The sequence below is a fragment of the Marinobacter algicola DG893 genome (assembly GCF_000170835.1).
Taxonomy (GTDB): Bacteria; Pseudomonadota; Gammaproteobacteria; order Pseudomonadales; family Oleiphilaceae; genus Marinobacter; species Marinobacter algicola.
Window position 1 is genome coordinate 36,484 of the sequence record NZ_ABCP01000019.1, and the last position, 21,556, is coordinate 58,039.

The window sequence follows — 21,556 nt, forward strand, 5'->3', positions numbered from 1 at the left end:
CATGGCAACTGACACCACCGTTATATCACCAAGAGATCAACTGGCGCAGCGCTGGGCAGTCCTTCGAGAGGACAACCCGAAACTGCGCATCCGCCAGGCCGCCAACGAGTTACAAGTCAGTGAACTGGAATTGCTGCTGTGCCGCGAACCAGAAGATGTCCGCCCCCTTAAGCCCGAATTTCCCGCACTGCTGGAGGCGATGGAAAGCGTAGGCGAGGTCATGATCCTATCCCGCAACGAATCCGTGGTGCATGAAGTCACCGGCACCTTCAAGGACTTCCACACGGCCAGCTCCGGAGCCATGGGGCTAGCGGTCGGGCAGATGGATGTCCGAGTCTTCTTCCGGCAGTGGCACTTTGGCTACCATGTGCAGGAACAGGTCCGTTCCGGGCTACGGGAAAGCCTGCAGTTCTTCGATGCCCACGGCCAGGCCATCCAGAAAATCTACCGTACTGACAATACCGACGCTGAAAGCTGGCAGGCACTGCTGAGGCAATTCCTGGCAGACGGCAGCACCTCGCCTAATATCCAGCCACCGCGCGCTCCCCTGAAACGTGCCGACAGGCAAGGCCTCGACGCCGAAGCCCTACGCCAGGATTGGGCCAGCCTGAAAGATGTTCACCACTTCAATGCCATGCTCAAGCGACATTCCGTCGATCGGCTGACGGCGCTGGAACTGGTGGGGCCCACCTACGCCAGTCGCCTCGACTCCAATGAGAGTGAGGCAACCACGCCGGAACAGAGCGTTCTTGGCCAACTTCTGACACTGGTTAGGGAAAGCCAGTGCCCAATCATGGTGTTTGTCGGCAACCCAGGCATTGTCCAGATCCACACCGGCCCTGTGGGACGTGTGCTTCCCACCGGCCCCTGGCTGAACATCCTCGATCCGTCATTCAACCTACACGCCAACGTGTCGTCGATCCGACAGTGGTGGCGAGTCCAACGGCCCAGCAGCGACGGACCGGTGACTTCCCTGGAAGGTTACGATGCCAACAGCGAACTGGTCGTGACTCTGTTTGGCGCCCGTAAGCCCGGTCAACCCGAAAGCCCCCAGTGGCAACATGAGATGCGAACCCTGGAGAGCCGGCGATGCGATTGATTGCAACCCTGTTTTTCGCCTTCGCAATGACCACCGCCCAGGCGGAGGAGAGCAGAGTCATCAGTGCTGATGGCGCCATCACTGAAACCATCGTCGCCCTGGGGGCCGGCGCGCAGTTGGCAGGCGTGGACACCACCAGCCACTACCCGCCGGAGGTCATCGCGGAATTGCCGAAGGTGGGTTACCTAAGGGCCCTGCCAGTGGAAGGCATACTGTCCCTGAAACCGACACGGTTGATTACCACCGAAGAAGCCGGCCCCGAACAAACCCTAGAACAAATCGCAGCGGCGGGCGTGGACGTGGTGAGATTACCGGTGGTGAGGGACGTCACGTCGGCTCTGGCGCGGATTCGCCGGGTGGGTGAATTGGTGGGCCAACAGGACGAAGCGAAGCGACTGACACGGGACATCGCCGAAGAGGTCGACACCCTGAAGCAGAGCATGGTTCAAAAGCCGCCGGCCCGGGTGTTGATCCTGCTGGCCGCCGGCGACCATGGCGTCATGCTCGGTGGAAAGGACACTGCGGCCGATGCCTTGCTCCTGTCCCTGGGGCTTCAAAGTGCGTTGCCAGATGTAACCGGGTTCAAACCCGCCAGCCGGGAAGCCTTGCTGGCCTCAAACCCGGACGCCATTGTGATCGCCGAAGCCCGGCCCGGTCAGTTCCGGCCGGAGCAGTGGCCCGAACTGACCCAGCTCAGGGCCTGGAGGCAGGGCAACCGGGTAACTGCCAACGCCATGATGTTACTTGGCTTTGGTCCACGCCTTGCAGAGGCATTTCAGACCGTCGCGGCCATCGTTCCGGATGAAACCGTCATCAGTGATGCAGCGTCCGAAACCCATGCACACTGAAGAAGCACGCCGCCTGCCAGCACCACTGGCCTATGGCGCCCTGCTTGCGCTGATCGCCGCCGCGGCCACACTGGCCATATCCAGCGGCGCCTACCCGGTGACACTGCAGGACCTGGCGCGGATGATCTCAGGTGGCGTGCCCAACGATGCCACTGCCCAGTTCGTCCTCTGGGAGGTCCGCCTGCCCCGCCTGCTGCTGGGGTTGCTCACCGGTGCTGCGCTTGCGGTGTCCGGCGCCCTGCTGCAGGGGTTGTTCCGCAATCCCCTGGCTGATCCCGGATTGATTGGCGTTTCCAGCGGAGCCGCCCTGGCGGCGGTTGCGGTTATCGTGCTGGGTGGCAGTGGCCTCGCCGGCTGGACCGCCCTCACCGGGCGCTGGGCCCTGCCACTGGCGGCCTTCATTGGCGGCACCCTGACCACACTGCTGGCCTGGCGTATCGCCCACCGTCAGGGGCAAACCAACGTCGCCCTGCTGCTTCTGGCGGGCATTGCTATCAATGCCATTGCGGTCGCGGGCACCGGCCTGCTGACCTACCATGCGGACGACAACGCTCTGCGTTCACTGACATTCTGGACCATGGGCAGCCTGGCACACGCCCAGTGGCAGGATGTGTGGCTGGCAGGCCCATGGATGCTGGCCACCCTTGTCATCGCCCCACTGCTGGCCCGCCCGCTGGACGCCTTCCTGCTTGGCGAACCAGTCGCGGGCCATCTTGGTTATTCCACCGCCTGGGTGAAACGGAGCGCTATCCTGCTGGTTGCCCTGGGCGTGGGCGCAGCGGTGGCCGTAACCGGGTTGATCGGGTTTGTGGGGCTGGTTGTGCCACACCTGCTCCGGCAACTGTTCGGCGCCGGGCATCGCATTCTCCTGCCCGCCTGTGCCCTCGGCGGTGGTGCATTGCTGGTGCTGGCAGACTGCCTGGCCCGGGTGATTGTTGCCCCCGCCGAGCTCCCGATCGGACTGGTTACAGCGCTGCTCGGTGGCCCGTTTTTCCTCGCGCTGCTGATGCGCAACCGTTTCTCCTGAGGTTATGATGACGTCCTTTGCACACGCTCAACCGCCAGAACATGGAAACCCAAGGCAAAAAAGCTCCCTGTTGGACGTGGACAGCCTCGACCTCTGGCTTGGCAACCGGCAGATTCTTGAGAGTGTCAGCCTTTCACTGGCAAAGGGGGAACTTGTGGCACTCCTGGGCCCCAACGGGGCTGGCAAATCCACCTTGATTCGCACACTGGCCGGAGAATTACCGGCGCCGGCCCGGCGGATACACGTCGATGGCAGAGCCTTGGAGCAATGGTCCAGGGCCGAACTGGCCCGTCACCGGGCCGTCATGCCCCAGAAGGTCGACCTCCAGTTCCCCATGACAGTACAGGAGGTTGTGGCGCTGGGACGCCCACGGGAAAACGCGGCGCAACGCCAGCGCATCATCCGCGCCCTTCTGACACGGCTAGATATCGCACACTTGGAAACCCGCCTTGTCCCCACCCTCTCGGGCGGAGAGCAGCAACGGGTTCAGCTGGCGCGCGTGCTGGCACAGGTTTGGGGAAGACCGGACCCTCGCTTGCTGCTGCTCGACGAATGTACCTCGGCCCTGGACCCAGCGCATCAGCAGCAGGTGTTCCAGCAACTCTGCCAATTGGCCAGGGAAGGGTTTGGATTACTGGTAGCAGTTCACGACCTGAACCTGGCTGCCCAGTACGCCGACCGCCTAATACTGATGAAAGACGGCAAAGTTTTCGCAGACGGCCTGCCTGCTTCGGTCCTGACCGTACCTAACCTGCGAGACGTGTACGGCTTGCACTCCCGGGTAGAGCTGTTGCCTGAAGGTTATCCCCTTGTAATTCCTCAGACACCAATGCGCTCAGATTCAGCCTATCTAACAAGACATGAATTGCCGCAGGAAGGATTGACGGACGAAACGCCCCACAGCATCGTATAGTTTCTTTAACATTCCTGATAATGGCCCTACGGGGCTACCGACTGGCCAACTCTCCATGTCCTACACATCGATCACAGTGTCCCTCCTGACAATACCGCTCATTGCGGGTTGTTCCATGATGACACCGGCACCCAGGCAGGAACCACCGCAAACTCATTACCAGGCTACCGTGGTGGACGCTGCCGACGGCATGCCGGTATCGCTGGCGGACCTGGCGAAGCGGCTTGCTGACACGGACGTGGTCGTGATCGGGGAGTACCACGGCCACCAGGGATCACACCTGTTGCAATCCCGGCTGCAGGCTCACCTTTACCGGCATCGCCCGGAACAGGTGTTGACCATGGAGCAGTTTGAGGTGGACCTGCAGCCGGTTCTGGATCGGTACCTGGCCGGTAAACTCGGCGAAATGGAACTGGTGGAGGATGCCGATGCCTGGCCAAACTACCAATACGCCTATCGCCCCCTGATGGAATTTGCCCGGCGACAGGGCCTACCGGTCATCGCCGCAAACGCGCCGGGTGATATTGTTCGTTGCGTGGGGCGCGAGGGCCCCGACTACCTGGCGGACCTGAACGCGGCTCAGAAGCCCTACATCCCAGACGCGCCCTTCGCAGGCAGCGCGGCCTACCGGGAAAAATTTTTTGGCACCATGGGCAGCCGGCATGGTGCCGCAGGCAATGAGCGGCTGCAGAACACCTATCACGCCCAGTTATTGCGGGATAACACCATGGCTAGCCGGATTTTGGCGGCGCGGGAGCATCATCCTGGCTACCAGGTCATTCACCTGACGGGCACCTTTCACAGTGAGGAGCGCCTGGGCACGGTAGAGGCCCTTTTGCAGCGGAACCCCGAGTTGTCCGTAGCAGTCATAAGCCCGGTTTTTAAGGAAGAGCAGTTCGACAGTGACGAACTTCCGGTCACCGCTAACCGGAACAAGGGCGACTATCTCTATTTCCTGCTACCCCTGCCCCCGGAGTACCGGGACGAAGCACGGGGGCACGAAGCAATGATGGACGCATTCCGGAAGGCGCCCGAAACAACCTGTGACTAAGGACTAAGCCCCATCGGCCTTCGCGAAGGCCGACTCCATGGCACGGGAAAAGACTGCCTCGTCCGCGTCGCTGAAAAGCACGAAACGCACGTACCTTACACTTCCCAGACGCGGTAATACCTGACTGACTGTCGCCATGGCGACCTCTGCAGCCCCTTCCACCGGGTAACCGAAAGCTCCTGCCGAAATGGCGGGAAACGCAATGGATTCAATGGTTTTACTGTCTGCTAACTCGAGGGCATTGCGATAGCATTCCGCCAGCCAGTGATTAGAGGGTTCATCCACCCCGTAGACAGGGCCCAGACAGTGGACGATGTACTGGTTTGGCAGGTTATGCGCCCCTGAAATCACCGCCTCACCCAGGCGGATCGGTGCCATAGGCCGGCACTCTTCAGCCAGCCCTGGCCCTGCCGCTGCATGGAGCGCGCCTGCGACACCGCCCCCGGACATCAATTGGGCATTGGCGGCATTAACGACTGCTTCCAGATCATCCTGGCGGGTGATGTCGCCACGAACGCATTCCACAGTTTTTCCGTTCAGTTCAACCTGTGCCATGGAAACCTCCCAGCCATTGCCTCAGCGTCGCCGCTTCAGCGAGCGGTTGATAATAACGGTTTCCGGCTCGCCGTGACCTGCGATGGCAGCCAGCGCCCGGTCCAGCGTTGCCTCGGCAATGGCTTCGTGTTTTTGGGGTAACGAGTGAACCTTGACCGGCAGGAAATCCAGCAGCCGGTCATCTCCGAAGGTAGCCATTCTGAGAGACTGCGGCAAGCCTCCCGGCTGCTCCAGCAGCACGTCGAGCACCCCTTGCAAGAGGGTGTACGAGGCGGTAATCAACGCATCCGGAAGCCCCTGACCCGCCAGAACCTGCTGCATCAGTCGGGCGCCGGAGGCTCGGTCATAGTGCTCACCACTGTAGACCGCCCATTGTCCACTGCGACTCCGAGCCACCTCCTCAAAGCCCTCGCGGCGCTCCCGTGTCATCGCCAGCGCCGGCACCGCATCAAGCCAGACCACCGACCCGGTGCCCGGCTCCAGCACTGAACGGGCCAGTGTGGCTGCGCCCTTACGATTGTCGCTGACCACGCAACTGATCACACCCGGTGATTGCGATCGGTCCACCGCGATCACCGGCAGGTCTTCCTCCTGCAACTCTTGGTAGAAGGGGTCATTCGGTGGCAGGGCACTCGCAACGATCAGGGCATCGCATCGCCTTGCCTTGAGAGAACGTGCCAGCTCGCGCTCGGTATCCGGGTCATCCCCGGAGCCGGCAATCAGCAATTGATAGCCCCGGGCACGGGCACCCTGCTCCAGCAATTTGGCCAGGCGGGCGTAACTGGCGTTCTCCAGGTCCGGCAGGATAAACCCCAGGGTGCGGCTGGCCCCACCACGCAGCGACGCGGCTTGCGGGTCGATCTGGAAGTGGTTGTCCCTCGCAACCGCCATCACCTTTTCGATAGTCGCCGGCTTGATCCGGCGGGCCGGCCCCTGGCCATTGATCACGTAGCTGGCGGTGGTGCGGGACACCCCCGCCAGGCGGGCAAGTTCTGCAAGGGTCATGGGGCCGATTCCTCCTGAGCACAGATTGCTTGATTTCTGATCATATCTGTTTCATGATTCATTCTATGTTTGCTGACACGATTCAGCAACCCAGATTTTACTGGTATTCACAACAACAAGGCGAGGCTCCCCACATGCTGACGCTAACAGCCAATGATATCCGCCTGGGTTGCACTGCAACCGACTGGCAGGCTGCCCTGAACCAGGCCAGCCAGGAACTGCAGGATGCAGGCCGGACCACTCCCGACTACCACGCGGGCATGCTGGCCAGGGAGCAACAGTCCTCCACCGTCCTTGGTAACGGCATTGCCATCCCCCACGGCACACCGGAAAGCCGCGACGCGGTCACCAGCACAGGCATCCGCGTGTTGCAGTTTCCTGGCGGCGTTACCTGGCATGACAACGCCACTGTGTATGTGTTGGTCGCCATTGCGGCCCAGTCGGATGAGCATCTGGATATCTTGCGCCACCTGACCCGCGTACTGGACAAACCCGGCCTGTCACAGAAACTGGCCGAGGCCGATGACACCGAGGCGCTGGTATCCCTATTGTCGAAGGAGCCAGTGGTGCCAAAATGCGACGCTCAGACCCTGTGCCTGGGCGTTAACACCCGGGCCACCAGCGAACTGGCCATCAGCGCTGCGGCCCGGCTGCAGGGGCTGGGCTGTGTCGACGCCAGCTTTATGAAGGAAATTGTCAGCCAGCCACCCGTCAGCCTGGGCCAGGGGTTTTGGCTGGTTCACCACAGCGTTGGCAGTATCCGGCCTGCGCTGGCACTGGCAACCCCCAAAGAACCCCGCGACGACCTCGCTGGCGTTTTCTGCCTGGCGGGCCCTGGCGACGACTGCCGCGAATTGCTGGAACGTATCGATAATTTCCTGGCCCAGAACATCCCTCTGGAAAACCAGTCCGTGGATACTGTACTTTCCCGGCTTTCCGGTGAGCAGGCCAATGCGGTCAGCGACCGGGTGTGCCTGCTGAATACCCATGGCCTACACGCCCGGCCCGCCAAACAACTGGTACAGGAAGCCCGTCAGCACAAGGCAGACATTCGCATCCGCCTGGAGGACGGCGATGGCAATTCGGTATCGGCGACCAGTCTCACCCGGATCATCGGCCTCGGTGCCCGCAGGGGGCAAACCCTGATCATCTCCGCTACCGGCGACGATGCGGAACAGGCGGTAGCAGCCGTTTGCCAGGCCATCAATGACGGGCTCGGAGAAACCGTCTCCCCGCTTCGACAACAACAGAGCCAGCCGGCGCCTGCCGAGCCGGAACCCGAACCTCTGGCCGATGACGAACCCTTGAAAGCGGTCGCCGCCTCACCGGGCCTCGCTCTGGCACCCGCCTTCGTCATGCGCCAGCCAACATTGGACTACCCCGCCACCGCCAGCGATGCCGGTGAACAGACCAGCCGACTGGGCCGGGCCATCGACGAAGCCGACGGACAACTGCGCACGCTGATTCGCCAGGCCGAAGGCGGTGAGGCAGCGCCGATTCTGTCGGTGCATGTGGAAATGCTCCAGGATGACGATCTCTACCAGGCCGCCCTGGAAGCCATCAACGAAGGCGCGTCCGCCGAAGCCGGCTGGTGGCTCGCCATTGATACCGCCGCGCGGGCCCAGGAAGCACTGGCAGACCGGCTTCTGGCAGAACGGGCGGCAGATTTGCGGGATGTTGGCCGGCGCGTGCTGGCCAACCTCTGCGGGGTGGCCATGCCGACACCGCCGGACGAACCCTATGTCCTGGTGGCGGACGACCTGGGCCCTTCTGATGTGGCAAGGCTGGACACCCAGCGCGTTCGCGGCCTGATCACAGCCCGTGGTGGCGCCACATCCCACAGCGCCATCCTGGCTCGGGCGCTGGGGCTCCCTGCCGTGGTCGGGGCTGGTGATCGTATCCTGACCATCAGCAGCGGAACGGTCCTGGTGGTCGACGGCGAACGCGGCTGCCTGGTGCCCAATCCCGGCGCCGAGCGCCGCGACCGCATTGACCGTCGCCTCGACCAACTCACCCGCCTGCAGGCAGACGCCCACGAGTGCCGGAACGAGCCGGCCACCACCACCGATGGCCACACCATCGACGTATGCGCCAACCTTGGCAACACTGCCCACACCCCGGATGCTGTCGACCGGGGCGCCGATGGCATTGGCCTGCTGCGCACCGAGTTCATTTTCATGGAGCACCCGGACGCGCCTGACCTGGACACCCAGGTGAAGGAATATCGCCATGCCTTCGACGCCCTCAATGGTCTGCCACTGGTCGCACGAACCCTCGATGTAGGCGGCGACAAGCCACTGGATTACTGGCCCCTTCCCCACGAGGACAACCCCTTCCTTGGGCTGCGCGGTATTCGCCTGTCGCTGACCCGACCGGAGATCCTCGAAACCCAGGTGCGCGCGCTGCTGACGGCTGCCGACAACCGCCCACTGCGTATCATGTTTCCCATGGTCAAGGACCTGGAAGAGTTTCGGGCGGCAAAGGCCATCGTCGAACGGGTCCGCGCCGAGATTCCCTGCCAGGGCCTGCAGGTGGGCGTGATGATTGAAGTACCTTCCTGTGCCCTGCTGGCCCACACCCTGGCACCGGAAGTGGATTTCTTCTCGGTAGGCACCAATGACCTTACCCAGTACACCCTGGCCATCGACCGTGGCCACGGCCAGCTTTCGGCCGAGTCCGACGGGTTGCACCCCTCGGTGCTGCAACTGATCCGCATGACCGTCGAAGCCGCCCATGCTCACCAACGCTGGGTAGGTATCTGTGGCGAGCTCGCCTCCGACCCCCAGGCTATTCCGGTATTGTTGGGCCTGGATGTGGACGAGCTGTCGGTGACCAGCCGGCGAGTGCCACTGGTCAAAGCCTGTATCCGCGGGCTGAGCCGGGAAAACGCCCGTGAACAGGCGAAACTGGCGCTGGGCAAAGCCACCGCGGCCGAGGTGCGCGACGCCCTGGAGACACTGTAATGGCCCGCGTACTCACCATCACCCTGAACCCGGCGCTGGACCTTAATGCCGAGACCGACTCAATGCGGCTGGGTAACGTGAACCGCTCTCGGTCCACACGCCTGGAGGCTGCCGGCAAAGGCATTAACCTGGGCCGTGTGCTGACACGCCTCGGCCATACCGTGACCGTGTCCGGGTTGCTGGGAGACATCAACGCCGCGCCCTTCGATCGGCTGTTCTCGTCTGACATTCTGGCAGACCACTTTGTCCGCATCCCCGGGCAGAATCGCATTAACGTGAAAATTGCCGAGAGCGGTGGTCGTGTGACCGACCTGAACGGGCCCGGATTTGACGTACCCGCTGATGCCCTGGATCGATTGAAGGCACGTCTGGGAGACCTGAAGAGCAGGTTCGATGCCGTTGCCATTGCCGGCAGCCTTCCCGGCGGCTTTCCGCCAGAGGCCCTGGCGGAACTGGTCACCCTGGCTCGCGAAGCGGACATCCCGGTGTGGCTGGATACCAGCGGCGCAGGCCTCACAGCCGGGCTTAAGGCGCTGCCAGACGGCATCAAGCCCAATATGGAAGAGCTGGCCGAATGGGCCGGGCACCCTTTGGAGAGCCTGGACGCCATCGCCGAGGCAGGCCGCTCACTTCAGGCCACCGGCATCGCCAATGTGGTGATTTCCATGGGCGAGAAAGGCGTGCTCTGGCTGTCGCCGAAGGGCAACTGGCAAGCGTTGCCACCGCCCGTGACCGCCACGAGCACGGTCTGCGCCGGCGACACTTTGCTGGCCGGAATGATTCACGGCTTGCTCGAACATCATCACCCGGAACAGGTGCTGTCAACCGCCACCGCGCTGTCGGCCGAATGCGTTCGCCACATTGGCGTTGGCGATCCAATGGCCGACGACTTTATCCAACTGATTCAGCAAACCCGCGTCACTCTCTTCACCTCCTTCACCTCCTTCACCCCCTGGCCCGGGCACAACAACAATGGGGAGATACCATCATGAAACTGATCATTGTAACCGCCTGCCCTCAGGGCGTGGCCACCAGCTTCCTGGCGGCCCGGGCTCTGGAACGGGCCTCGCAGCAAAAGGGCTGGGAGGCCCGAACAGACATTCGCAGTCCACAGCAGCCACTGTCATCTCTGCCCGTGGATGTCATCGCCTCGGCGGACCTTGTCGTTGCTGCAACAGGAACACCAACGGACCTGAACGCCTACGCCGGCAAACGCCTCTATCAGATCCCGGTAACGGCGGCATTGCCCGATGCCGCAGCGGTGCTGGACCAGGCCGAAAAACAGGCCGAGCCCTATCAACTAACAGAGGCTTCACAGCCCGAACCGGCCGCCTCAGGTAACGCAGGTCAACGCATTGTGGCCGTCACCGCCTGCCCCACCGGTGTCGCTCACACCTTTATGGCGGCAGAAGCCCTGACCGCCGCCGCGACCGCTGCCGGCCATCAGATCCGCGTGGAAACCCAGGGCTCCGTGGGCGCACAGGACCCGCTGACCGCCGAGGAAATCGAGGCGGCGGATGTGGTTATCCTGGCCTGCGATATCGAAGTCGACCCCAGCCGTTTTGCCGGCAAACGCCTTTGGCGCACATCCACCGGCAGCGCCCTGAAAAAGCCGGGGCCCACCATTGATGACGCCATGACCAATGCCTCCGTTGAGGAAGGCCAGAAAAAAGCGACCTCAGGAGGTGGTGGCGAGAAACGCGGTCCCTACAAGCATTTGCTGACGGGCGTTTCTTTCATGCTGCCCATGGTGGTGGCCGGCGGCCTGCTGATCGCCCTGTCATTCGTGTTCGGCATTGACGCGTTTGAAGAGGAAGGCACCCTGGCAGCCGCGTTGATGCAGATCGGCGGCGGCGCAGCTTTCCAGTTGATGATTCCTCTGTTGGCCGGCTATATCGCCTGGTCCATTGCCGACCGGCCAGGCCTGGCGCCGGGCATGATCGGTGGCTATCTGGCCAGTACCCTCGGTGCCGGCTTTCTTGGTGGCATCATCGCCGGCTTCCTGGCCGGCTATGTGGCGCGCTTCATCAGCCAGAAACTGCCAATGCCAGAGAGTGTCGAATCCCTCAAACCCATTCTGATCATTCCGCTGCTGGCCAGCCTGGTCACAGGCCTAGCTATGATCTACGTGATCGGCGAACCCGCCGCCACCCTGATGGATGGGCTGACCAACTTCCTGGAAAGCATGGGCACCACCAATGCCATATTGCTGGGGGGCATCCTCGGAGCCATGATGTGCTTTGACCTGGGCGGGCCGGTGAACAAAGCCGCCTATACCTTCGGTGTCGGTTTGCTATCGGAAGGCAGTGGTGGCTCAGCCCCCATGGCAGCGATCATGGCTTCTGGCATGGTGCCTGCCATCGGCATGGGTGTGGCGAGTTTTATCGCCCATACCAAGTTTGCCGAAGCGGAACGGCAGGCCGGGCGGGCCTCCTTTGTGCTGGGACTGTGCTTTATCTCGGAAGGCGCGATCCCTTTCATGGCCAAGGACCCCCTGCGGGTTATCCCGGTGTGCATGGTAGGGGGCGCCATCACCGGCGCCCTGTCCATGCTGTTCACCGTCAAACTCATGGCACCCCACGGCGGTCTGTTCGTTCTCGCCATTCCCAATGCCGTAAGCGCGGTACTGCCCTATGTGGCCGCCATAGCCATCGGCTCACTGGTGATCGGGTTTGGCTACGCCATGATCAAGACTGGCAAGGCCGAGGTGGCAACCGCCTCCTCCTAGAAGATGTTCCTGGGGGCGCTTGACGCCCCTGGCATTTGCGGCGATGGTATCCGCCAGATCCACACACAAGGACGCCGTGATGAAAATCCTGTCTACCCTGATTCTGGCGATTGCCGCCATTGTTTCCGCTTCGCTCATCGCCGATGGTCTGACCGGACTGCGTACCGGAGACCGGTTCGTCACCGTCAAGGGCGTTGCAGAACGGGAGGTACAGGCAGACCTGGCGCTATGGCCCCTGCGTTTCGTTGCCACCGGCAACAGCCTGGACGAAGCCCGCGAGAAGGCCCGTAGCAGCCGTGAGGCCATTATGGCGTTTCTCAAACTGCAGGCAATCGACACCGACGCGGTGGAACTGCAACGTCTGGATGTCACGGACACCCGCGCCAATCCCTATCAGGAGAGCAACGGTCAGAAGTTCATCATCAACCAGACCCTGATGGTACGCAGCGACAATATTGATCGCATTCGCCAGGCCGCGCAGTCTGTCAGTGAACTAGTGGATTCCGGCGTGATTCTGTCCTCCGATTATGGCCCAGGCGGGCCGACCTACCTGTTCAATCGGCTCAACGACATCAAGCCAGAGATGATTGCAGAGGCCACTGCGGCCGCCCGCGAGGCCGCTGCACAGTTTGCCAGGGATGCAAAAACTGAATTGGGGAACCTGCGCCGCGCCAATCAGGGCGTGTTCCAGATCCTGGCCCGCGACCAGGCACCGGGAGTCAGCGAGGGCCAGCAGCCGATTAAAACCGTACGGGTGGTGACCACGGTGGAGTACTACCTCAAATAGGCCATTGGCTACTGGGTCTGTACCATTTCATCAGTGACCTGATAGCTGCCATCCAACCAATGCAGGATCTCCCTGGCGGCCGGATGATCGAAGCGGCGATAACACTCCGTGAGCACCTGATGGCGTTCGGCACTGATCCTGTGCAAGCCGGCATCCTGCAACAGCAGTAAATCTGTCTGCACCTGTTGCGCCAATTCTTTGCCCAACACCTCCTCGGCGGCCAACTGGAATGCCTTGCCGTACTGATAGCTGAGCCCCTGCTCGTAACTGCCGGCCAGGGTGATGGCCGGAATCGCAGAGAGCGTTGGCTGTAACGCAGGATTAATGGCGTGGCCCGATAGATACGGACCGTTGGCCGCTGGCCTGCCGGTAAATGCCCGCAGGTGAAGATGGCGAGACATGCGATCACCGTCGTTCACAGGATAGTTGTCCCACAATACCGGCTTGCGCCCCAGGACTTCCGAAACACACTGGAGGTGGCCCGGCGATATTTCCCGTGAACATACCTCCTCGCCGGTCCAGAACACCTGTACGGACGGATCCAGCGCCTTGCCCAGATCTTCAAGGTAATGCTTGGGACGGGGACCAAACACCCGGTCCAGAACCGGATCGTCGGAGTAGTAGGTGGGGCAGACTGTGAGTTGGTCCGCTGAACTGTGTTCCGCCACCCAATGAATGATGTCCGCCTGTCGAGCCGCCAGTTCCGGCGTATCGCTTTTCATGTCATCAAACAGGATGGCCAGATCGGTGATGCCCAGTTGATCAAACGCTGCCAGCTTTTGCGTCAGCGCGGTTTTCGCCGAGCTATCGAAATTATTGAACACCTCGAACGGGCTCAGGCCAATTCCGAACCTAACTCCGTGACTGCAACAAAACCGGGCGAAGTCGGCCAGCTCATTGGCTTCCTCTTGCGGATGCGGCTCGCTCCACCGACGCCTGAGAAAGGCATCCGCCTTGGGTGCATACCAGTAGTTCCGGTAACCGTGGGGAGCCAGTGCCGCAACCAGCTCCCGACGCTCTTCCCAGCTCCACAACGGTCCATAAAAGCCTTCAATGATTCCCAGCGGGGGTTGCTCTGCCATTGGCGTTTCCATTTCGCGAGTACACAGATGGTATACCGTCCAGAGGGTATCTCACCAGACTGTGGGGGTCACCGGGCAAGTTTAGCAATGTCGGCTAGACTTCTCGTAGTGATGCTTCACATCCGTTCTCCGATGACCCATGTGGATAAGGAGCCTGGCAAAATGGACATAAAAAGTTTTGAGGACTTGATTGAGTGGGCTCGCGAGCTCCACGCCCACCTGTCCCGATGTTTGTCGGAATGCTCAACAAAGAACAAGGAGGAACGAGCCCGTGCGCTACTGACTTACCTCGCGGATCATGAAGCTGAACTGGAACGCATCACAGCAGAGTTCGAGAAACAGGCCGATTCACGGGCCCTGAAAACAAGACTCTACGACTATCTGAACGACGAACACAAAGCCATCAGAACCCACCGAACCTGTGATGATCATTACGCCAATCTCGACTTCGACAGCATTGTCAGAGAGGTGTTTAGCTTCCATGACCAACTGATCGACCTGTATGACAGCCTGGCCGGCAAGGCCGAGATTCCGGAAGCTAAAGAACTCGCTGAATCCCTTCGCGCCATGGAGGAACACGAAGCCATGAGGATGGCGAGGCAGATTGGCATGATGGATGACGTCTAGGCACGTCCATTCACTGGGTATAAAACTGGAAATCGCGAACTCTCAAGAGTACTGTATATAAAAACAGTACCGAGAATTTCACATGAAGACTCGCGCGACCCCGCTCAACCCTCAGAATCGTTTCCAGCCCATCGTGACAGACCGGCAATACGACGATGGCTGGTATCAGGACCCGGCCGATGACACCTGCCCGGATTCCCTGGCAACCGAAGTGGTAGATGAGCAGGTGCGCACGATCATCAGCCGCAACCAGTCGCCGGATGTACCGTTTGACCAGTCCATCAATCCTTACCGTGGCTGTGAGCATGCCTGCATCTATTGCTTTGCCCGGCCCACCCATGCTTACTGGGACATGTCGCCGGGACTGGACTTCGAAACGCGGCTAATCGCCAAGCCCAATGCTGCGGAACAGCTTCGGAGGGAGCTCGATAAACCCGGTTATCGGGTGTCGCCCATCGCCCTTGGCGTAAATACTGACGCCTATCAGCCGGTCGAGAAGCACCGGGAAATTACTCGTAACATACTCAAGGTACTGGCCGAGTACCGCCACCCGGTTTCCATTATCACTAAAGGCGCGTTGATCCTCCGTGATCTGGACTTGTTGTCAGAATTAGCCGGCCAGGGCCTCTGCTCCGTCCGGGTCAGCCTGACCACACTGGATAACACCCTGAAACGGCAGATGGAGCCGCGCACAGCAGCGCCGGCCACACGCCTGAAAATCATTCGTGAATTGGCGGCCGCCGGCGTTCCGACCGGCATCATCCTGGGGCCGGTTATTCCGTTCATCAACGATCATGAAATCGAGAGTATTCTGGAGGCCGCAGCCGAGGCGGGCGCGGAAAGGGCCAGCTGGATCATGCTGCGCCTACCCCTGGAGCTGGACGAGCTGTTTCAGGATTGGTTACAGCGACATTTTCCGGAACGGGCCAGCCACGTCATGAACCGCATCCGTGATTTGCGGGGCGGCAAAAGTTACGATTCCAGATTCGGGCGTCGAATGACGGGAACGGGCCCCTATGCGGATCTGGTCCGCCAGCGCTTTGCAAAACGCGCCAGGCAACTTGGCCTAAATCTTCATGAAGCCGAGCCCCTCAGGGTCGACCGGTTCAGGCGCCCGGCTGGCGAACAGATAGGATTGTTCTGAATCAAACCGGACGAGCGGAGATACGGATCATCGCTGCCAACAGGAATCAAGAACATAGTCTCACCCTCAGTGACGGTCGCCGGCTTGCCTACACCGACCTTGGTGATCCAACAGGCTATCCGCTGGTATTCGGCCACGGTATGCCCGGCTCCCGGCTGGAGGGGCATTTTTTCCATGACCGGGCCCTCCGCCATGGTTTCCGTATGATCACGCCAGACAGGCCGGGAATCGGCAGATCCGACTTCCAGCCGCACCGCACTCTGTTGGACTACACCGACGACATACGGCAACTCGTCGATGCGCTCGAACTTGGCCGTTTCAGCCACATTGGCTGGTCCAGTGGTAGCTCCAGAACCCTGGCCTGCGGATTCGCCCTGCACTCGCGCATGGACCTTGGCGTCTGCCTGTCCGGATACACCCATTTCGCAGAATATGAAGGCGCGCACCCCCTGCTGGCAGCCACTCGTTGGCCCGGCCCAATGCTCGCTCGTCATAGCAAGCTGCTGTTCCGGCTCGCGGTTGGCATTGTTGTCTGGCTCTCACGACAATATCCCGGCCCCTATCTGCGTGAAGCCAAACAGCTGGTCAGCGATGAGGACAAATACATCCTCCGTGCCTGCCTGGCAGAAGGACTGTTCCGGCAGGATCAGCTTGCCTGCCTCAATAGTGGCGGGCAAGCCGTTGCCACCGACCTGCTGACGGAACTGGAGGACTGGCAGTTCAGGCTAAAAGATGTACCTATCCCCGTCTGGATATACCAAGGTGACAAGGACCCCTTCGTACCCGTGGACTACGCGAACCATCTTTCAAACCGGTTGCCCAACGCCAACCTGAGCCTGATACCGGATGCCGGCCACCTCTATCCCCTGACCGACGATTTTCAGGACACGCTGTTCAGGCGGCTACATCGACATCTCCAATCTTCAGAGAACCCGCGCGTACAATAGAATACAAGCGGCAACAGGTAAGACCTACGTCGTACAAACGCCGGTTTTTCGTTCCGTTTCTTAACGTTTGTTGATAACTTGAACTAGAATTAGGAGTTACTGTCCCTGACAGAGGGAGAGGCTCTCAACACAACAACGACAAAAGAGGCTAGAAGAGCAATGAAGATCCGTTCTGTTCTATCCGCGGCTGTGCTGGCTGTAGCAACTACCTTTGCTTCCACACAAGCTCTCGCTCAAGACACGTTTACCCTGCGCCTGGCCGAAACCTGGGGGCCCAACTTCCCGATTTTCGGTGATACCACCAAACGGTTCGCTGAAACTGTCGAAAAAATGTCTGACGGCCGCCTGAAGGTCCGCATAGACTCGTCAAACAAGCACAAAGCGCCCTTCGGCGTCTTTGATATGGTCAAGGCCGGTCAGTACGACATGGGGCACTCTGCGTCCTACTACTGGAAAGGCAAAGTACCCAACACCCTGTTCTTCACCAGCATGCCTTTCGGCATGAACGCGATGGAACAATACGCCTGGTTCTACCACGGTGGTGGTATGGAACTGATGCAGGAGGTTTACGAACCTCACAACATGCTGTCGTTCCCGGGCGGTAACACCGGCGTTCAGATGGGCGGCTGGTTCCGCAAGGAAATCAACACTCTCGAAGACCTGCAGGGCCTGAAGATGCGTATTCCGGGCTTCGCCGGTGAGGTGTTTGCGGAAGTAGGCGTTAATCCGACCAACATCCCACCGGGCGAGCTATACACAGCCCTGGAGCGCAACACCATTGATGCGGTTGAGTGGGTTGGCCCTTCCCTGGATCTGCGTCTTGGTTTCCAGCAAATTGCGGACTACTACTATACCGGCTGGCACGAGCCCGCCACCGAGCTGCAGTTCCTGGTGAACAAGCAGGTATGGGAAAAGTTGCCAGCCGACTTGCGGGAAATTATGCGCGTCGCCATGCGCACAGCCTCCTATGACATGCTGGTTCACTCTCAGCACGCAAACGCGGAAGCCTGGGCCAGCATCAAGGAAGAGTACCCCAACGTACAGATCAAGAAGTTCCCTGAGGAAATCTTCCAGGCCATGCACGAGGCCAACGAGAAACTCCTGAAAGAAGCCGCAGCGAGCAATGAGCAAGCTGCAAAGATTGTAAAATCCCAACAGGAATATCTTGAGAAGAGCCGGGCCTACACGGACATCTCCGAACGGGCCTACCTGAACACGATGGCAGAAGTCGAGTAACATATCGGCAGTAACTGAGCCGGGATCGCTCCAGCAGTGATCCCGGTTTTGTCGTTTATAGCAATTGAAAAATCGCCGGTTTCCCGGCGGAGGACAATCAATGCGTTGGATTATCAAGCTGGACGAGGGCCTGGCCACCCTGTCCATTTTTTGCGGCTGGGTGGCCTGTGCCGCAATGATTCTGATGGCCGGTAACGTCTTCTACGACGTGGTGGCCCGCTACGCTTTCAATGAAGTTTCGATCGGTATGCAGGAAATGGAGTGGCATCTCTATTCCGTGGTGTTCCTGCTGGGCATCCCCTACGCATTGCGCACGGACGGCCATGTTCGCGTAGACGTTTTCTACACCCGCTGGCGTGACAAGACCAAGGCCTGGGTCAACATCGTTGGTGCTGCTATCTTTGTCATCCCCTTTGCCTACCTGATCTGGAACTACGGCTACAATTTTGCCGTTGAGTCCTACAGCATGGGTGAAGGCAGCGGCGATCCGGGCGGGCTGCCCCATCGCTGGGTAATCAAGAGCGTGATCCCGATTTCCGCAGTGTTTACCGGCATCGCCGGATTCAACATGGTGACCTTCGCAATACGGGTTATTGCTGGCGACAAGACCTATGAACCCAAGCACGGCGCGGAGGGTCTCGCATGATCGGTATGATTATGTTCGGAGCAGCCCTCCTCCTGCTGATGTTGGGCTTCCCGGTTGCCTTTACCTTTGGCGGCGTTGCCCTGTTTTTCGGGATCTATGCCGAAGGCATGGATCTGTTCGCCTTCATGCCTTATCGCATCATGAGCGTCATGCAGAATACGGTGTTGATGGCGGTGCCGTTGTTCATTTTCATGGGTGTGGTTCTGCAACGCACGCGGCTGGCCGAACAATTGCTGACCTCCATGGGCAGACTGTTCGGTGGACTGCCAGGGGGCCTGGCCATTTCCACCATCCTGGTGGGTGCCCTGCTTGCGGCGTCGACGGGGGTTGTCGGTGCCAGTGTGGTCGCCATGGGCCTGATCTCTCTCCCCGTGATGCTGGCCCATAATTACGACAAGCGGCTTGCTACGGGTACCATCTGTGCTTCCGGCACACTGGGCCAGATCGTACCGCCTTCGATTATCCTGATTATCCTTGGCGATGTGCTTGGGCTGCCGGTTGGCGACCTCTTCAGGGCAGCGGTTATCCCGGGTGTGGTCCTGGTCGGTCTGTACATCATCTACATCCTTGTTCTCACCCGCTTCAAGCCTGAAACCGGTCCCGCCATGCCGGACGACAGCGGACTGTCACGGGGCAAGGAAATCCGTGCAGCGCTGCTGGCGATTATCCCGCCGTTGGCGTTGATCATCGTCGTATTGGGCTCCATCTTTGCCGGTATTGCCACTCCCACGGAATCTTCCGCACTCGGTGGTGTCGGTGCCGTGGTGCTGGCGATCATCTACCGCCAGTTCTCCTTCAAAATGGTGTGGGACGCCTCGAAGGACACCGTGAAGGTCACGGCCATGGTGTTCGCCATCCTGGTGGGTGCAACCGCGTTTTCGATGGTATTCAGCTACACCGGTGGCGATTACCTGCTGGAAGAATGGCTACTGCAGCTTCCCGGCGAAAAATGGGGCTTCATCATCCTGGCTATGCTGGTCATCCTGGTGCTGGGCTTCTTCATCGACTTCGTGGAAATTTCGTTCATCATCGTGCCGATTCTGGCACCGGTGGCGGAAGCCATGGGTATCAACATGCTGTGGTTCGCGATTTTGATTGCCATGAACCTGCAAACCAGTTTCCTGACGCCCCCGTTCGGGTTCAGTCTGTTCTATCTCAAGGGTGTATCGCCACCCAGCGTACAGACTACCGACATCTACAAAGGGGTCTTGCCGTTTATCCTGATGCAGGTACTGGTGCTGGCGATGATCGTCATTTTCCCGGAATGGTTTGGCATGAGTTCGACCTACTGACGCCGGCTCCAGCTGACCGCACACCGACAAACCGGGGCCTTGCAGCCCCGGTTTTTTCGCCCGCCACTCCCGCTTTTACCCCTTTTACCTATTGCCCCAATAACACCCCTCCATTCTTTGGTGTGTGGTGGGGGATATGACAAAACACGCTTGTTTTCTATACTGAAGACGAAGCAGGCGATTCTCAGTTGTGATATCGGGACACGCCCTGATGCTGAATCACTGTCGGCCAAACCCGCCGACTTCAGTCCGTGATTAACCAGCTGAAAAAGGGAGATATGTATCCATGAGCCAAAGCACCGCCCGGAAGACCCCAGCGCCCACCAACGACCGACCGGAGAACAGGCCTCACGTCCTGACGCTGCCCCTCGAAGAGCAGCAGGCGGACCGCGAGCCTCACAGTTATGAGCGCTGGCTGATCGCCAAGCTGATGCGCATGGCCGGCTCACCACCGCTACGCTTCCAGTTGTGGAACAATGAGTTTATTGATCCCGAAGAGGGCAGTGCCCGCTTTACGCTCAAACTGACTGACCCCAAGGCGCTGTTTACGCTGGTCACCAACCCCAATCTGGCGTTTGGAGATCTATACAGCGCAGGCAGGTTGCAAATAGATGGCGATCTTTCGGAGCTGATGGAGACACTTTACCGCTCAATTCACAACGCCAGACAGAAATGGCCCAAATGGCTGGAGGCACTGTGGCGCAACCACAACCCACGCTCAACCGGCGTCTCAGAAGCCAAGGAAAACATTCACCATCACTACGATCTGGGCAACGAGTTTTACCGGCTCTGGCTGGATCATGCCGAGATGCAGTACACCTGCGCCTATTACGAAACACCGGATTTGACCCTGGAACAGGCCCAACTGGCCAAGCTGGAACACGTTTGCCGCAAGTTACGGCTGAAACCCGGTATGACGGTTGTGGAAGCCGGCTGCGGCTGGGGCGGTCTGGCGCGCTATATGGCGAGGCATTATGGCGTGAAGGTGCATTCCTACAACATCTCGAAAGAACAGCTGACGTACGCCCGGGAAGAAGCCAGGCGTCAGCAGCTGGACCACCTGATTGAGTACGTTGAAGATGACTACCGCAACATCAGCGGCCAATACGATGCCTTCGTGTCCATCGGCATGCTGGAGCATGTCGGAAAGGACAATTACCAGGCGCTGTCGGAGCTGATCAGTCGCTCCCTGAAGCCGGGCGGCCTGGCGTTACTGCACAGCATCGGCCGCAACCGGCCCATGCTGATGAACGCCTGGATTGAGAAACGCATCTTTCCAGGTGCGTACCCACCGAGTATCTCTGAGTTCATGGGCATCTGCGAACACAGTGACTTTTCGGTGCTGGATGTCGAAAACCTCAGACTGCACTACGCCCAGACCCTGACCCACTGGATGGAGCGGTTCAGGAGCAACATGGACAAGGTCACAGAGATGTACGACGGACACTTCGCCCGCGCCTGGGAAATGTATCTCGCCGGTTCCATAGCCGCCTTCCGGGCCGGCTCATTGCAGCTGTTCCAGGTGGTCTTCACCCACGGCGGGAACAATCAACTGCCGCAAAACCGTCAGGACATCTACTCGTCCCCTGCAGCTCCGGAGGCGTAA

General features: G+C 60.1%; 19 protein-coding genes. 16 read left to right on the forward strand and 3 right to left on the reverse strand.

What is annotated here, in order from left to right; all coding sequences use genetic code 11:
• Position 1: 1 nt before the first annotated feature.
• The 5 genes from MDG893_RS12655 (at position 2) to MDG893_RS12675 (ending at position 4,938) form a co-directional block, all read left to right on the forward strand.
• Positions 2–1,099, forward strand: a complete 1,098-nt coding sequence (locus MDG893_RS12655; protein WP_007154182.1) for a hemin-degrading factor — start codon at positions 2–4, stop codon at positions 1,097–1,099.
• A complete protein-coding gene (locus tag MDG893_RS12660; RefSeq protein WP_007154183.1) occupies positions 1,090–1,947 on the forward strand; it encodes a heme/hemin ABC transporter substrate-binding protein in 858 nt (285 codons plus the stop codon). The genes MDG893_RS12655 and MDG893_RS12660 overlap by 10 nt, the downstream gene beginning before the upstream one ends.
• On the forward strand, positions 1,937–2,974 hold the full coding sequence (locus MDG893_RS12665) for a FecCD family ABC transporter permease (RefSeq protein WP_007154184.1): 1,038 nt from the start codon (positions 1,937–1,939) through the stop codon (positions 2,972–2,974). Before MDG893_RS12660 ends, MDG893_RS12665 begins: the two co-directional genes overlap by 11 nt.
• A 7-nt stretch (positions 2,975–2,981) precedes the next feature.
• Positions 2,982–3,887, forward strand: a complete 906-nt coding sequence (locus MDG893_RS12670; RefSeq protein ID WP_157132836.1) for a heme ABC transporter ATP-binding protein — start codon at positions 2,982–2,984, stop codon at positions 3,885–3,887.
• Positions 3,888–4,005: 118 nt separating this feature from the next.
• Positions 4,006–4,938, forward strand: a complete 933-nt coding sequence (locus MDG893_RS12675; RefSeq protein ID WP_007154186.1) for a ChaN family lipoprotein — start codon at positions 4,006–4,008, stop codon at positions 4,936–4,938.
• A 3-nt stretch (positions 4,939–4,941) separates the two neighbouring features.
• On the opposite strand, the gene MDG893_RS12680 is transcribed toward MDG893_RS12675, so the two are convergent.
• A complete protein-coding gene (locus MDG893_RS12680) occupies positions 4,942–5,493 on the reverse strand; it encodes a macro domain-containing protein (RefSeq protein ID WP_007154187.1) in 552 nt (183 codons plus the stop codon).
• Positions 5,494–5,514: 21 nt separating this feature from the next.
• Positions 5,515–6,498 (reverse strand): catabolite repressor/activator, encoded by a 984-nt coding sequence (cra, locus tag MDG893_RS12685; protein ID WP_007154188.1) that lies wholly within the window; start codon positions 6,496–6,498, stop codon positions 5,515–5,517.
• A 134-nt stretch (positions 6,499–6,632) separates the two neighbouring features.
• Between cra and ptsP the strand changes: the two genes are divergently transcribed.
• From ptsP to MDG893_RS12705, 4 genes are all read left to right on the forward strand, one after another.
• Entirely contained in the window at positions 6,633–9,461 is a 2,829-nt protein-coding gene (gene ptsP, locus MDG893_RS12690; RefSeq protein WP_007154189.1) for a phosphoenolpyruvate--protein phosphotransferase, read from the forward strand.
• Complete coding sequence (pfkB, locus tag MDG893_RS12695) at positions 9,461–10,453, forward strand: 1-phosphofructokinase (protein WP_007154190.1); 993 nt, start codon at positions 9,461–9,463, stop codon at positions 10,451–10,453. Before ptsP ends, pfkB begins: the two co-directional genes overlap by 1 nt.
• Positions 10,450–12,189: a PTS fructose-like transporter subunit IIB gene (locus tag MDG893_RS12700; RefSeq protein WP_007154191.1), complete on the forward strand. Its 1,740-nt coding sequence runs from the start codon at positions 10,450–10,452 to the stop codon at positions 12,187–12,189. Before pfkB ends, MDG893_RS12700 begins: the two co-directional genes overlap by 4 nt.
• A gap of 79 nt (positions 12,190–12,268) precedes the next feature.
• Positions 12,269–12,976, forward strand: a complete 708-nt coding sequence (locus MDG893_RS12705; protein ID WP_007154192.1) for an SIMPL domain-containing protein — start codon at positions 12,269–12,271, stop codon at positions 12,974–12,976.
• Between the two features lie 8 nt (positions 12,977–12,984).
• On the opposite strand, the gene MDG893_RS12710 is transcribed toward MDG893_RS12705, so the two are convergent.
• On the reverse strand, positions 12,985–14,058 hold the full coding sequence (locus tag MDG893_RS12710) for a beta-N-acetylglucosaminidase domain-containing protein (protein ID WP_007154193.1): 1,074 nt from the start codon (positions 14,056–14,058) through the stop codon (positions 12,985–12,987).
• Between the two features lie 162 nt (positions 14,059–14,220).
• Between MDG893_RS12710 and MDG893_RS12715 the strand changes: the two genes are divergently transcribed.
• The 7 genes from MDG893_RS12715 to MDG893_RS12745 all read left to right on the forward strand — a co-directional run bounded on the left by MDG893_RS12715 (position 14,221) and on the right by MDG893_RS12745 (position 21,556).
• The gene (locus MDG893_RS12715) at positions 14,221–14,685 is read left to right on the forward strand and encodes a hypothetical protein (RefSeq protein ID WP_007154194.1); all 465 of its coding nucleotides are present in this window, start codon (positions 14,221–14,223) and stop codon (positions 14,683–14,685) included.
• A gap of 82 nt (positions 14,686–14,767) precedes the next feature.
• Positions 14,768–15,829, forward strand: a complete 1,062-nt coding sequence (locus MDG893_RS12720; protein WP_007154195.1) for a PA0069 family radical SAM protein — start codon at positions 14,768–14,770, stop codon at positions 15,827–15,829.
• A 29-nt stretch (positions 15,830–15,858) separates the two neighbouring features.
• A complete protein-coding gene (locus MDG893_RS12725) occupies positions 15,859–16,776 on the forward strand; it encodes an alpha/beta fold hydrolase (protein ID WP_279625878.1) in 918 nt (305 codons plus the stop codon).
• A gap of 159 nt (positions 16,777–16,935) precedes the next feature.
• Positions 16,936–18,012, forward strand: a complete 1,077-nt coding sequence (locus MDG893_RS12730) for a TRAP transporter substrate-binding protein (RefSeq protein WP_007154197.1) — start codon at positions 16,936–16,938, stop codon at positions 18,010–18,012.
• 100 nt (positions 18,013–18,112) lie between these two features.
• Positions 18,113–18,658, forward strand: a complete 546-nt coding sequence (locus MDG893_RS12735) for a TRAP transporter small permease subunit (RefSeq protein ID WP_007154198.1) — start codon at positions 18,113–18,115, stop codon at positions 18,656–18,658.
• Complete coding sequence (locus MDG893_RS12740) at positions 18,655–19,950, forward strand: TRAP transporter large permease (protein WP_007154199.1); 1,296 nt, start codon at positions 18,655–18,657, stop codon at positions 19,948–19,950. The genes MDG893_RS12735 and MDG893_RS12740 overlap by 4 nt, the downstream gene beginning before the upstream one ends.
• Before the next feature lie 286 nt (positions 19,951–20,236).
• Positions 20,237–21,556, forward strand: coding sequence for an SAM-dependent methyltransferase (locus tag MDG893_RS12745; protein WP_007154200.1), 1,320 nt, complete (start codon positions 20,237–20,239; stop codon positions 21,554–21,556).

Excerpts from the sequence above, each read along its gene's own strand:
- MDG893_RS12745 (WP_007154200.1), top strand. The coding sequence starts at position 20,237 with ATGAGCCAAAGCACCGCCCGGAAGACCCCAGCGCCCACCAACGACCGA.
- MDG893_RS12710 (WP_007154193.1), bottom strand. The coding sequence starts at position 14,058 with ATGGCAGAGCAACCCCCGCTGGGAATCATTGAAGGCTTTTATGGACCG.
- MDG893_RS12740 (WP_007154199.1), top strand. The coding sequence starts at position 18,655 with ATGATCGGTATGATTATGTTCGGAGCAGCCCTCCTCCTGCTGATGTTG.
- ptsP (WP_007154189.1), top strand. The coding sequence starts at position 6,633 with ATGCTGACGCTAACAGCCAATGATATCCGCCTGGGTTGCACTGCAACC.
- pfkB (WP_007154190.1), top strand. The coding sequence starts at position 9,461 with ATGGCCCGCGTACTCACCATCACCCTGAACCCGGCGCTGGACCTTAAT.
- MDG893_RS12675 (WP_007154186.1), top strand. The coding sequence starts at position 4,006 with ATGACACCGGCACCCAGGCAGGAACCACCGCAAACTCATTACCAGGCT.
- MDG893_RS12680 (WP_007154187.1), bottom strand. The coding sequence starts at position 5,493 with ATGGCACAGGTTGAACTGAACGGAAAAACTGTGGAATGCGTTCGTGGC.
- MDG893_RS12670 (WP_157132836.1), top strand. The coding sequence starts at position 2,982 with ATGACGTCCTTTGCACACGCTCAACCGCCAGAACATGGAAACCCAAGG.
- MDG893_RS12660 (WP_007154183.1), top strand. The coding sequence starts at position 1,090 with ATGCGATTGATTGCAACCCTGTTTTTCGCCTTCGCAATGACCACCGCC.
- MDG893_RS12730 (WP_007154197.1), top strand. The coding sequence starts at position 16,936 with ATGAAGATCCGTTCTGTTCTATCCGCGGCTGTGCTGGCTGTAGCAACT.
- MDG893_RS12655 (WP_007154182.1), top strand. The coding sequence starts at position 2 with ATGGCAACTGACACCACCGTTATATCACCAAGAGATCAACTGGCGCAG.
- MDG893_RS12665 (WP_007154184.1), top strand. The coding sequence starts at position 1,937 with ATGCACACTGAAGAAGCACGCCGCCTGCCAGCACCACTGGCCTATGGC.
- MDG893_RS12735 (WP_007154198.1), top strand. The coding sequence starts at position 18,113 with ATGCGTTGGATTATCAAGCTGGACGAGGGCCTGGCCACCCTGTCCATT.
- MDG893_RS12715 (WP_007154194.1), top strand. The coding sequence starts at position 14,221 with ATGGACATAAAAAGTTTTGAGGACTTGATTGAGTGGGCTCGCGAGCTC.
- MDG893_RS12720 (WP_007154195.1), top strand. The coding sequence starts at position 14,768 with ATGAAGACTCGCGCGACCCCGCTCAACCCTCAGAATCGTTTCCAGCCC.
- MDG893_RS12705 (WP_007154192.1), top strand. The coding sequence starts at position 12,269 with ATGAAAATCCTGTCTACCCTGATTCTGGCGATTGCCGCCATTGTTTCC.
- MDG893_RS12700 (WP_007154191.1), top strand. The coding sequence starts at position 10,450 with ATGAAACTGATCATTGTAACCGCCTGCCCTCAGGGCGTGGCCACCAGC.
- cra (WP_007154188.1), bottom strand. The coding sequence starts at position 6,498 with ATGACCCTTGCAGAACTTGCCCGCCTGGCGGGGGTGTCCCGCACCACC.